Genomic DNA, 11,981 nt, shown 5'->3' on the forward strand with positions numbered 1-11,981 from the left:
GTCAGCGGCGCTCGCGTCGCTCCCGCACGCGCACGTTGACCTGGATGGGGCTGCCCTCGAAGCCGAACTCCTCGCGCAGGCGCCGCGTGATGAACCTGCGGTACTGCGCCTCGATGAAGCCGGTCGTGAAGAGCACGAAGGTCGGCGGCCTGGTGCCCGCCTGCGTCGCGAACAGGATGCGCGGCTGCTTGCCGCCGCGCACCGGGTGCGGGTTGGCGGCGGCGAGCTCGGAGAGGAAGGCATTGAGCCTGCCGGTGGGGATGCGCATGTCCCACGACTCGAGCGCGGTCTCGAGCGCGGGCACGAGCTTCTCGAGGTGCCGGCCCGTGCGCGCGGAGATGTTCACGCGCGGCGCCCACGACACGTGCGCGAGGTCCTGCTCGATCTCGCGCTCGAGGTAGCGACGACGGTCGTCGTCGAGCTGGTCCCACTTGTTGAATGCGAGCACGAGCGCGCGACCCGACTCGAGCACGAGGTCGACGATGCGCACGTCCTGCTCCGAGAGCACCTCGGTGACGTCGAGCAGCACGACCGCGACCTCGGCCTTCTCGAGCGCCGCCTGCGTGCGCAGCGTCGCGTAGAAGTCGGCGCCCTGCTGCAGGTGCACGCGGCGACGGATGCCGGCGGTGTCGACGAAGCGCCACACGCGGCCGGCGAGCTCGATCTGCTCGTCGACCGGGTCGCGCGTCGTGCCGGCGAGCTCGTCGACGACCACGCGCTCCTCCCCCGCCGCCTTGTTGAGCAGCGACGACTTGCCCACGTTCGGGCGCCCCAGCAGCGCGACGCGGCGGGGGCCGCCGAGCTCGACCTTCGCGACGGCCGACTCGTCGGGCAGCACCTTCATGGCGGCGTCGAGCAGGTCGGCGACGCCGCGGCTGTGCAGCGCCGACACCGGGTACGGCTCGCCGAGGCCGAGGCTCCACAGGCTCGACGCCTCGAGGTCGCGGCGCGCGTCGTCGGCCTTGTTGGCGACGAGCAGCACGGGCTTCGACGACGAGCGCAGCATCCGCACGACGTGCTCGTCGGTCGACGTCGCGCCGACCGTCACGTCGACGACGAACAGCACGGCGTCGGCGAGGTCGACGGCGATCTCCGCCTGCTGCGCGACCGAGCGGTCGATGCCGCGCGCGTCCGGCTCCCAGCCACCGGTGTCGACGACCGTGAACGCGCGGCCCTCCCACTCGGCTCGGTACGTCACGCGGTCGCGCGTGACGCCCGGGGTGTCCTCGACGACGGCCTCGCGGCGGCCGAGGATGCGGTTGACGAGCGCCGACTTGCCCACGTTCGGGCGGCCGACGATCGCGAGCACCGGCAGCGCCGGCAGCGTGACGACGTCGTCGGGTCCGAGCTCGGCGCCGAGCAGCGCGGCGTCGTCCTCGTCGAGGTCGTACTCGGCGAGGCCGGCGCGCAGCGCGGCGACCCGAGCCTCCTCGAGGTCGCGGGCCTCGTCGCGCTCGCGCGCCTCGTCCATGTCCGTCGGGTACGCCTGCACGACCTCGACGTCGACGTCGTCCGGCTCGAGGCCGGCGTCCTGGGGCTGATCGGTGGTCATGCACGCTCCTGCGTTCGGACGAGCTCGACGACCGCGGCCACGGTCTCGTCGAAGTCGAGATGGGTGGAGTCGACGAGCGTGACGCCCGGCGCGGGCGTCATGAAGTCGACCACCTGGTTGTCGGATCGGTCGCGCGCGCTCAGGCGCTCGCCGACGCCCGCCGCATCCCCCACGTCGCCGATGCGGCGGCGGATGCGCACGTCCTCGTCGGCGGTGAGCAGGATGCGCACGTCGGCGTCGGGCGCCACGACCGTCGTGATGTCGCGGCCCTCGACGACGATGCCCGGACGGGCCTCGGCGATGAGGGCGCGGAAGCGCACGTTGACGGCCTTCCGCACGGCGGGCACGCGGGCGACGCCGGAGACGGCGGCGGAGATGCGCTCGGTGCGGATCGCGTCGGTGACGTCGACGCCGCCGACCGAGAAGCGCTGCACGGGCCCGGAGGTGTCGACGGCGTAGTCGAAGTCGTCGAGCACGCCGAGCACGTCGGCCTCGACGTACGGGTCGAGGCCGCGCTCGAGCACCAGCCACGCGAGCGAACGGTACGCCGCGCCGGTGTCGAGCAGGTGGAAGCCCAGCTGCTCCGCGGCGACCCGCGCGACGGACGACTTGCCCGAGCCCGCGGGCCCGTCGATCGCGACGGTCGTCACGAGACCACCGCCCATCCGCGCGCGTCGAGGGCCTCGAGCAGGCGCTGCTCGGTCTCGGGCGCGATGAGGATCTCGGCGACGCCGAACTGCGCGCCCTCCGCGTGCTCGAGGCGCACGTCCTCCATGTTCACGTTGGCGTCTCCGATGTCGGTGAGGAGGCGGGCGAGCTGGCCCGGGCGGTCGTCGACGCGCACGGCGATGCGCGTGAACCGCGAGCGCTGACCGTGCTTCCCGGGCAGTCGTTCGACGCCGGCGCGGCCGTCGGCGAGCACGTCCGCGAGCGTGCGCCTGGCCCCCTCGCGGTCGACGTCGTCGAGCGCGTCGACGAGGCGATCGAGGTCGGCGCGCAGCGCTCGCAGCTGCTCGGCGACCGCCGGCGCGTTCGCCGAGAGGATCTGCACCCAGAGCGCGGGATCGCTGCCAGCCACGCGCGTCACGTCGCGCACCCCCTGGCCGGCGAGGCGCAGCGCCTCGTCGGCGGCGTCCTGCAGCCGCGCGCCCATGAGGGTCGAGACGAGCTGCGGCACGTGGCTCACGGTCGCGACGGAGCGGTCGTGCTCCTCCGGGTCCATCTCGATCGGGATCGCGCCGAGGTCGAGGATGAGGTCGTCGACGACGCTGCCTCGCGCGTACGTGATCGCGTCGTGGTCGGCGACGACCCACGGGCGACCGACGAAGAGGTCGGCGCGACCGGCGAGGGCGCCGGAGCGCTCGCGACCGGCCATGGGATGCGTGCCGAGGTATCGGCTCACGTCGGCGCCCGCCGCGCGCAGGTCGGCGAGGATGGGCGCCTTGACGCTCGCGACGTCGATGACGACGGCGTCGCGGTGCGCGTCGAGCTCGCGCGCGACGACGTCGGCGGTGACGTCGGGCGGCACCGCGACGACGACCAGCACGGGAGCGTCGCCGAGCCCCGCGGGGCGCCCGGCGCCGTAGTCGGCGGCGAGCCGGACGGCCGTGGGGCTCACGTCGGCGAGCGTCACCTCCACGCCCAGCCGCGTCAGGCCCATCCCGATGGACGATCCGAGGAGTCCGGTGCCGACGATGCGCACGGGTCCGCGGAGTCGTTGGGTCACCGGACAAGGGTACGCGACGGCCGGGCTCCGCCCGGCACCCGGCATGACCCGCTCGTCGAGGAGCGCCCGATCTCCTGCACGACCGGCCTCGAACGCTCCCCTGACGGCTGGACGAGGAGGCCCCGAGCGAAGCGAGGAGCAGTTACGAGACCCCAGCCACCGCGAGCACGGCGGGCATCGCGACCTCGCCGCCGGTCAGCGCGCGAGCTTCAGGATCGCGCCCCGCTCCTCCTTCGTGAGCTCGCGCGTCGCGCCCGAGGCCAGGGTGCCGAGCGTCAGCGGGCCGAAGCGGCGGCGCACGAGGTCGACGACCGGGTGCCCGACGTGGTCGAGCATCCTGCGCACGATGCGATTGCGGCCGGAGTGGAGCGTGATCTCGAGCATCGACGCCTGCCGGCCGGGCGTGCCGACGATGCGGGCGCGGTCGGCGCGGATGAAGCCGTCCTCGAGCTCGAAGCCGTTGCGCAGCGTCCGCACGATGCGCGAGTCGACCCGACCGCGCACCTTCGCGACGTACGTCTTCTCGACGCCGAACGAGGGATGCGCGAGCACGTTCGCCAGCTCGCCGTCGTTCGTGAGCAGCAGGAGGCCCGACGTGTCGAAGTCGAGCCTGCCGACGTTGTAGAGGCGCTCGTCGAACCCCGCGACGTAGGTGCGCAGGTCGGGCCGGCCGCGATCGTCGGCCATCGACGAGACGACCCCCGTGGGCTTGTTGAGCATGACGTAGCGCTTCGACACGTCGAGCTGCACGGGCGTGCCGTCGACGGTGACGCGCGCGTCGGGCGTGATGCGTCTGCCGAGCTCGGTGACGACCTCGCCGTCCACCTCGATGCGGCCCTCGACGATCATGTCCTCCACGACGCGTCGCGAGGCGACGCCCGCGGCCGCGAGCACCTTCTGCAGGCGCTCGCCCTCGGTCGACTGCACGTCGCCCGTCATGCGTCGTCCTCGTCGGAGTCGGGCAGCAGCGGCGAGATGGGCGGCAGCTCCTCGATGGAGCCGAGACCCATCTGCTGCAGCAGTAGGTCGGTCGTCTCGTAGTGGATCGCACCCGTCTCGGGGTCGGTGAACGCCTCCGTCACGAGCCCGCGGCTCAGCAGCGTGCGCACGACGGAGTCGACGTTCACGGCGCGGATGGCGGCGATCGCGCCGCGCGTGATCGGCTGCTTGTACGCGATGACCGCGAGCGTCTCGAGCGCCGCCTGCGACAGCCGCGTCGGCGTCTGCGTGAGCACGAATCCCTCGACGTCCGGGTCGTACGCCTCGCGCACGTAGAGGCGCCAGCCGCCGCCCACCTCGCGCAGCTCGAAGCCGCGCTCGGGCCCGTCGCCCTCGCCGTCGTAGTCGGCGCGCAGCGACGCCACGGCCTCGCGCACGGCGGCGACGGGTGCGCCGAGCGCGCTCGCGAGGTGCACGACGCCCTGCGGCTCGTCGGCGACGAGCAGGATGGCCTCGAGCCTGCGCACGAGAGGCAGGTGCGAGCGATCCGGCGCCTCGGGCTCGGTCGGCGCCGCGGCCGACGCGTCGGGCTGCGCCTGGTCGGATGCGGTGGCTGCGTCAGTGGTCATAGTCGGCTCCCAGGGTGCTGAGCTGGTCGTCGCGGAAGTCGTGGCCGGTCCACGAGATCGAGAGCTCGCCGAGCGGCTCGACCTGCTCGAAGCCCAGCGCGCCGCGCCGGTAGAGCTCGAGGACGGCGAGGAAGCGTGCGACGACGACGCCGCGGCTCTCGGCGCCGGCGACGAGCTCGCGGAACGTCCGCGTGCCGCTGCCGCGCAGCACCGACACGACGTGCGCGGCCTGCTCGCGGATCGACACGAGCGGGGCGTGCAGATGCGCGAGGCCGACGGTGGGCACCTCGCGCGGCGTCATCGCGAGCAGCGCGAGCGCGGCGAAGTCGTCGGGCGAGAGCGTCCACCGCAGCTCGGGCGCGCGGTTGCGGAATCGCTCCTCGAGCCGCACGGTGCGCGCATGCCGCGTCGACTCGGCCGAGAGCCGCTCGTCGAACCACGCCGCAGCGCTCTTGAACGCGCGGTACTGCAGCAGGCGCGCGAAGAGCAGGTCGCGCGCCTCGAGCAACGCGACGTCCTCCGCGTCGACGACCTCGCCGGCCGGCAGCAGGCTCGCGACCTTGAGGTCGAGCAGCGTCGCGGCGACGACGAGGAACTCGCTGGCCTCGTCGAGCATGCCGTCGCCGTCGAGCGTCGAGAGGTACGCGATGAAGTCGCTCGTGACCTGGCCGAGCGCGATCTCGGTGACGTCGAGCCGGCGATTGCCGATGAGCGTGAGCAGCAGGTCGAACGGCCCGTCGAAGTGGGGCTGGTGGATGCGGAAGCCGCCGGCGTCGTCCTGCGCGTCCGGACCGTCGTGGTCGCCGTCGGCGCTCGCGTCCGCGACCGCGTCCGTCAACGCCGCGTCGAGCGCGACTGCGGCATCCCGCTCGGTCGACGCCTCCGGGTCCGCCTCGGGCTGCGTCACCACGGGCTCAGGCGACGGCGCCGCGGGCGACGAGCTCACGCGCGACCTGGCGGTACGCCTCGGAGGCGGAGTGCTCGGGCGCGTACTGCGTGATCGGCCGGCCCGCGACCGATGCGTCCGGGAACTTCACCGTGCGGCGGATGACCGACTCGAGCACGGTGTCGCCGAACGCCTGCACGACGCGCTCGAGCACCTCGCGCGAGTGCAGCGTGCGGGAGTCGTACATCGTGGCGAGGATGCCGTCGAGGCGCAGCGCCGGGTTGAGGCGGTCCTGCACCTTGTCGATCGTCTCCTTGAGCAGGGCGACGCCGCGCAGCGCGAAGTACTCGCACTCGAGCGGCACGAGCACGCCGTGCGCCGCCGTGAGTGCGTTGACGGTGAGGAGGCCGAGGGAGGGCTGGCAGTCCACGAGGATGAGGTCGTACTCGTCGGACACCTGCCGCAGCACGCGGGCGAGGATCTGCTCGCGGGCGACCTCGCTGACGAGGTGCACCTCGGCGGCCGACAGGTCGATGTTCGCCGGGATGACATCGAGGCCGTCGACGCTCGAGCGCTGGATGGCCTCGTGCGTGTCGCGCTTCGAGGACAGCAGCAGGTCGTAGATCGTCGTCGCGTCGTGGTTGTCGATGCCGAGGCCGGCCGAGAGCGCACCCTGCGGATCGAAGTCGACCGCGAGCACCTTGCGGCCGTACTCGGCGAGCGATGCGCCGAGGTTGATGGTCGTCGTCGTCTTGCCGACGCCGCCCTTCTGGTTGCACATCGCGATGATGCGCGCGGGGCCGTGCCCCGTCAGCGGCTCCGGCACGGGGAACGCCCGCAGCGGTCGACCCGTGGGGCCCATGGCGGGAGCGTCGAGGCCAGGCAGCGCCGCCGTCTGCTCCGTCCCACCGCTCATGTGCTCGAGTCTAGGCGCGGGGCGGGCGGCGACCCGACAGCCCGGGTGCGCGTGTATCTCAACCTCTGGTGGAAGGTTGTCGAGCGTGGCGCCAGCCCCTCGCGCGACGGATGCGCATCGGCCATCGTGAGGGCATGGACCGCGACGACGAGCTCGAGCGCACGATGCTGCGCCTCGTCGACGAGCGTGCGCCCGATCGCACCATCTGCCCGAGCGACGTGGCCCGCGCGGTCGGTGACGCCGACTCGTGGCGCTCCCTCATGGATGCGACGCGCCAGGTCGCGGCACGGCTCGCGGACGCGGGCGAGGTCGAGGTCACCCAGCGCGGCGCGGTCGTCGACGTCCGCACGGCCCGCGGCCCCGTACGCATCCGCCGCCCGCGCTGACGCCTCGCCCAGCGCCCTCCGTCGTGCGAGACGCAGCACTCAGGCGTGGCTCGCGTCGGGCCGTTCTCGTCTCGCAGGCGATCCGGGGTGGCAGAGGGGCATCTTCCCTCCGCACCCCAGGATCACCTGCGAAGCGCAGCACCAGGGCGTGGCTCGAGTCGGTCCGTCCACGGTTCGCAGGCGATTCCGCCGCACGAGGGCGATCGTCCCTCCTGACCCGGGATCGCCTGCGAGACGTGGACCGCGTGAGATCTCGCTCGCGGCGTCAGGAGCGGCCCGTGAGACGCAGGAAGCCCGAGAGCTGGGCAAGGCCGTCGGCCCTGTACGGCAGCGCGTCGGCGATGCGGGGCGAGTGCACGACGTACGCAGCCCACTGCGCTCGCGAGATCGCGACGTTGATGCGATTGCGCTGCAGCACGAAGTCGATGCCGCGCGGCGCGTCGTCCGCGCTCGACGCCGTGAGCGAGACGATCGCGATCACCGCCTCCTGACCCTGGAAGCGGTCGACGGTGCCGACCCGCGTCTCGGTCAGGCCCGCCGCGTCGAGCGTGCGCCGGAGGAGGTCGACCTGCGCGTTGTACGGCGCCACGACGATGACGTCGGCTGCCGTGAGCGGGCGGGGCTCGTCGGCGACGGAGGGGTCGAGCCACGCCCTGCCGAGCTGCTCGCGCACGATCGCGACGACCGCCGCCGCCTCCTCGCGCGACTCGACGGCGTTGCCCTCGTGCGCGACGTCCACGACGTGGACGCCGGGCGCAGGGCCGGCGAGCACCCGTCGGGCCGCGACGTCGGCGGCACGCAGCCGGCCCTCGTACGACAGCGCCGAGACCGCGTCGCAGAGCGTGGGATGCATGCGCCACGACTCGGCCAGGAACACGCCGAGCCCCGGCGGCAGCACGTCGTGGCCGTCGGAGAGCCAGCCGAGCGCCGAGGCGTCGATCGGCTCGGGATGGTGCCCCTGGCTCACCTGCGGCAGCTGCTGCGGGTCGCCGAGCAGCAGCAGCCGGTTCGCGGCGACCGAGCAGGCGATCGTGTCGGCGAGCGAGTACTGACCCGCCTCGTCGACGACGAGCAGGTCGAGCGCATGGCGCGGCACCTGCTCGGCATTCGCGAACGTCCACGACGTGCCGCCGAGGATGCGACCGCCCTCCCCCGCGAGGAACCCGGGGATGTCGCGGGCCTGCAGCGCGACGCCCGGCACGCTCGTCGAGCCCGATCGCGGCCGCTTGCCGACCCGGTCCTCCGGCACGCCGAGCTCGATCGCGCGGCGCAGCAGATGCTCGACGACGTCGTGCGACTGCGCGACGACGCCGATGCGCCAGCCGTGCTCGACGAGCGCGCGCAGCACCGTCGCCCCCACGTGGGTCTTGCCGGATCCCGGCGGACCCTGCACGGCGAGGTACGACCGATCCATCGCCGCGAGTGCGGCGACGATGCGCTCGGCGGGCGCGCCGTCGGCAGGCATGCCGCCCGCGATGCGCGGCGGCACGCGCCGCAGCACGTCGAGCATGGGATCGACGACAGGATCCGGCGAGCCGGCGACGCGCTCGCCCCACTCGAGGATCGCGGCGCGCTGCTTCGTCGTGGGGATGGGCCGGGGCGGCGTGAGCGCGATCGGCACCTGCGACCACCCCGCGCCCGATGGATCCCGCTCCTCGAGCTCGACCGTCCACGTGCCGGCATCCTCCTCGGCCGACACGACCGAGACCCAGGAGTGTGCACGGTACGCGGCGGGGGCGTCGTCCTCGCCGAACGGCGCGGGCGCCGGATACACCGCGAACGGCGCGTCGCCCGGACCGATGCGACTGCCTGCGAGCATCGGACCGACGAGACGGAGCCGACGCCGCAGCTGTCCGCGCGTCGGCATGCGCCACCCCTCCACGACCTCGACGGCGACGTCGGTGGGAGCGAGCACGTCGCGCTGATCCCGCCATTCGTCGACGTGCGATCGCAAGCGCTCGAAGTGCATGACCCAATAGGCGACGTCCTCGCGGCGGTGGTACTCGACCGCGGCGGCGGCGAGGGCGGTCGCGCGCGCCTCGTCGTCGCGCTCGTCGGCCGGCACGCCCTCGATCCGTGCGCGGAGGCGGGCGTCGACGGCATCCTCGCGTGCGTCGAGCCGTGCCGATGCCGTGCCCTCCACCTCGACCCGGCGCCAACGCGGCACGCCCAGCTCGTCGGCGCGAGCCGCGAGCCAGTCGCGCAGGCCCTTCGTCGCGGCGCAGTCGTACCGGTTGTAGTCGCCGATCTCGGCGAGGAGCGCATCGGCGGCGCCGTCGTCGCCGTCGCCGCGCAGCCGCCCGACCTCCTCGTAGGCGACGATCGACGCCCCGCCGTCCTTCACGGCGCTGTCGCGCAGCCGGTCGCCCATGAAGAGCGGCTCGAGCCGCTTGAGGGAGTACGACGACTCCGAGATGCGCACGGCGCTGCGCACGATCGGGTACAGGTCGACGAGCAGGTCGGCGCGGAGGATGTCGTCGACCTCCTCCTCGCGCACGCCGTGCCGTGCGGCGATCGCGTGGAGGTGCGTCCGCTCGTAGGGCGCGTAGTGGTAGACGTGCAGGTCCGGCCAGCGGCGGCGGCGCTCGGCGAGCCAGTCGAGGAAGCCCTCGAGCGCGGCGCGCTCCTGCGCGAGGTCGTGCGCCCAGAAGGCGGTGAACGCCTCCTCGACCGTGTCGTAGGTCGTCGCGCCGAAGAGATAGTCGATGCCCCACTGCGATCCGCCGTCCCACCAGAGCGGATCGCCCTCGAAGTCGAAGAAGACGTCGCCCGGGCTCGGCTCGGGCAGCCTGCCGAGCGGGATGGGGTCGAAGACCGAGTAGGCGACTCCCGTGACGGGGGCGGCGAGCTGCATGCGAGCCTGCAGCCGCAGCGACGCGAGCGGCGCGTCGCCGATGCCTGCGACGCGACCCTCGGATGAGGCGAGCGCGTCGATCGTCGTGATGCCCGCCGTGCGCAGTCGCTCGCGCTGCGTCGAACGGAGTCCGGCGACGAGCAGCACGTCGCGCGTGCGCTCGACCTCGAGGGTGCACGTCGCGCACCGTCCGCACTGCCGCACGCCAGGCGTGTCCCATGCGATCGGCTCGGCGGCGTCGAGGCGCTGCCCGAGCTGCTCGCGAAGGCGCGCGATGCGTGCAGCGAAGACGGGGAGCACGTCGGCGAGCCGATGCGTGGTCGTCTCGCCCGTGCCGAGCATGAGGTGCACCTCGTCGTGCACCGCCACGCACTCGCGCTGGAGCTCGAGCGCATACGCGGCGAGCTGCAGGAGCGCCGTCGTCTTGGCGCTTCGTGCGAGCTTCGCGTCGTAGACGGCGTACGCCCACGCGCCGTCGGTTGCCGGCTCGCGCACGAGGAAGTCGGCGAAGCCCATGAACCCGGTGGCCTCGTCGAGGAACGTCGCCTGGAAGACGACGTCGGCGCCGTCGTGCAGCGCCGCGAGCGAGGCGGCGCGCGCGGCCCGCAGCCCGTCCAGCGTCATGGGGTCGGGCCTCGCGATCTCGACGACGCGGAAGCTCGCATCGCGAGCGGCGCGGTCGCGGTAGCCCTGCAGGATGCGTTCCTCGTGCGCGTCGCCCAGCCTGCCGGCACGCGCGAGCATCGGATCGTCGTCGTCGTCGACCTTCGCGATGCGCCCGAGCTTCGCGTCGAGGGCGCGCAGCATCGCGAACTCGCACTCGCTCGCGGCCTTCAGGTCGCTCGCGCTGTGCAGCAGCAGACCGTCGCGCACGAACATGCTCGTCACGCTATCGGCGACCACCGACGCGCGAGTCGCAAGCGCCGAGGCTGCCTGGATGGTCGACATCCGCATCGCCCGCGACGCCGAGCTCGAGGCGACCGTCGCCCTGCGATGGCGGTGGACGGCGGAGCGCGGCGACGTTCGTCGCGATCGACGAGGCGACGTTCGTCGCCGAGGCGGCCGCCTGGGCGCGCGCACGAGGACACGCACATCGCGCACGTCGCCGTCGTCGGCGCGGAGGTGGTGGGCGTGGCGTGGCTCGCGCTCACGTCGCGCGTCGCGACGGTGCACAGTCGCGACCGCGTGAGCGGCGACCTGCAATCCTGCTCCGTCGTGCCGCAGATGCGGGGTCGCGGCATCGGCGGACGCCTGGTCCGAGCGGTGCTGGCCACGGCGACGGAGCGCGGTGCGGAGCACGTCACGGTGCACACGAGCGCCGAGTCGCCGGCGATGGACGAGCGCGACGGCTTCCGCCCGAGCGCGCGCCTGCTGTGGGCGGAGGGCGAGGTCGCCGAGCGCTGGGCCGGCCCGTCACGCGCCCGCCATCTCCGCGTCACCTCGGGGGCCTAGCCTCGCGCCAGGAGGCGCATGGACTCGCTCGCAGGCTCGGTGCTCGACGCGGCCGTCGCGATGGCTGCGTCGCCGTGGGTGCTCGTCGTCGTCGCCGCCCTCTGCGTCGTCGACTCCATCGTGCCGCCGCTGCCGACCGAGGCGGTCGTCATCGCCGTCGTGACCCTCGGCGCCGTCGGCGACGCGCCGCATCCGGTCGCCGTCGGCGCGACGATCGCGCTCGCGGCGACCGTCGGCGACACCCTCGCGTACGTGCTCGGGCGCACGATCTCGTCGCGGCGCTGGCTGCGGCGTCGGCGCGTGCGCGCGCTCGCGCGGCAGGCATCGGCGCTGCTGCGCATCCGCGGCGCATCCATCGTCGTCGCCGCGCGGTTCGTGCCCGGCTTGCGGGTAGCGGTGAACGCGACGGCAGGAGCGGTGCGCATGGATGCGCGACGCTTCGTCCCGCTCGTGGCGGTCGCCGCGACCCTGTGGGCGATGCTCACGGTGCTCGTCGGGGTCGGCGCGGCGTGGGCGCTCGGGGACTCCCCCGCGCTGGCCGCCGCGGTCGGCGCTGCGGCCGGCCTCGGCATCGGTCTCGCGATCGACGCGGTGCTGCGTCGCCGCGGGATGACGCGCGTCGCGTGACGCCGGCTCGCGCG

Annotated in this window: 11 protein-coding genes; 3 read left to right on the top strand and 8 right to left on the bottom strand. The window is 73.6% G+C overall.

Annotated elements, in window-relative coordinates; translation table 11 throughout:
- Position 1 precedes the first annotated feature (1 nt).
- The 7 genes from der to C1N71_RS09170 all read right to left on the bottom strand — a co-directional run bounded on the left by der (position 2) and on the right by C1N71_RS09170 (position 6,648).
- On the bottom strand, positions 2–1,471 hold the full coding sequence (der, locus tag C1N71_RS09140) for a ribosome biogenesis GTPase Der (protein ID WP_137757285.1): 1,470 nt from the start codon (positions 1,469–1,471) through the stop codon (positions 2–4).
- Between the two features lie 77 nt (positions 1,472–1,548).
- Positions 1,549–2,202, bottom strand: coding sequence for a (d)CMP kinase (cmk, locus tag C1N71_RS09145; protein ID WP_368074093.1), 654 nt, complete (start codon positions 2,200–2,202; stop codon positions 1,549–1,551).
- Complete coding sequence (locus tag C1N71_RS09150; protein ID WP_137756109.1) at positions 2,199–3,323, bottom strand: prephenate dehydrogenase; 1,125 nt, start codon at positions 3,321–3,323, stop codon at positions 2,199–2,201. The genes cmk and C1N71_RS09150 overlap by 4 nt, the downstream gene beginning before the upstream one ends.
- 150 nt (positions 3,324–3,473) lie before the next feature.
- Positions 3,474–4,217 (bottom strand): pseudouridine synthase, encoded by a 744-nt coding sequence (locus C1N71_RS09155; RefSeq protein ID WP_137756110.1) that lies wholly within the window; start codon positions 4,215–4,217, stop codon positions 3,474–3,476.
- Positions 4,214–4,846, bottom strand: coding sequence for an SMC-Scp complex subunit ScpB (scpB, locus tag C1N71_RS09160; protein WP_137756111.1), 633 nt, complete (start codon positions 4,844–4,846; stop codon positions 4,214–4,216). The genes C1N71_RS09155 and scpB overlap by 4 nt, the downstream gene beginning before the upstream one ends.
- Positions 4,836–5,684 carry a segregation and condensation protein A gene (locus C1N71_RS09165; protein WP_441297178.1) on the bottom strand — a complete coding sequence of 283 codons (849 nt, stop codon included), beginning with the start codon at positions 5,682–5,684 and terminating at the stop codon, positions 4,836–4,838. Before C1N71_RS09165 ends, scpB begins: the two co-directional genes overlap by 11 nt.
- A 76-nt stretch (positions 5,685–5,760) precedes the next feature.
- On the bottom strand, positions 5,761–6,648 hold the full coding sequence (locus C1N71_RS09170; RefSeq protein WP_137756112.1) for a ParA family protein: 888 nt from the start codon (positions 6,646–6,648) through the stop codon (positions 5,761–5,763).
- A 134-nt stretch (positions 6,649–6,782) separates the two neighbouring features.
- On the opposite strand from C1N71_RS09170, the gene C1N71_RS09175 reads away from it, so the two are divergent.
- Positions 6,783–7,034: a DUF3253 domain-containing protein gene (locus C1N71_RS09175; protein WP_137756113.1), complete on the top strand. Its 252-nt coding sequence runs from the start codon at positions 6,783–6,785 to the stop codon at positions 7,032–7,034.
- Between the two features lie 265 nt (positions 7,035–7,299).
- Here the strand turns inward: C1N71_RS09175 and C1N71_RS09180 are convergent, their stop codons facing one another.
- Entirely contained in the window at positions 7,300–10,767 is a 3,468-nt protein-coding gene (locus tag C1N71_RS09180) for a TM0106 family RecB-like putative nuclease (RefSeq protein ID WP_137756114.1), read from the bottom strand.
- Positions 10,768–11,019: 252 nt separating this feature from the next.
- On the opposite strand from C1N71_RS09180, the gene C1N71_RS09185 reads away from it, so the two are divergent.
- Both C1N71_RS09185 and C1N71_RS09190 read left to right on the top strand, forming a co-directional pair.
- Positions 11,020–11,340: a GNAT family N-acetyltransferase gene (locus tag C1N71_RS09185; RefSeq protein WP_254677965.1), complete on the top strand. Its 321-nt coding sequence runs from the start codon at positions 11,020–11,022 to the stop codon at positions 11,338–11,340.
- Between the two features lie 18 nt (positions 11,341–11,358).
- Positions 11,359–11,967, top strand: coding sequence for a DedA family protein (locus C1N71_RS09190; RefSeq protein ID WP_137756116.1), 609 nt, complete (start codon positions 11,359–11,361; stop codon positions 11,965–11,967).
- Positions 11,968–11,981 lie beyond the last annotated feature (14 nt).

This window comes from Agrococcus sp. SGAir0287 (assembly GCF_005484985.1).
Taxonomy (GTDB): domain Bacteria; phylum Actinomycetota; class Actinomycetes; order Actinomycetales; family Microbacteriaceae; genus Agrococcus.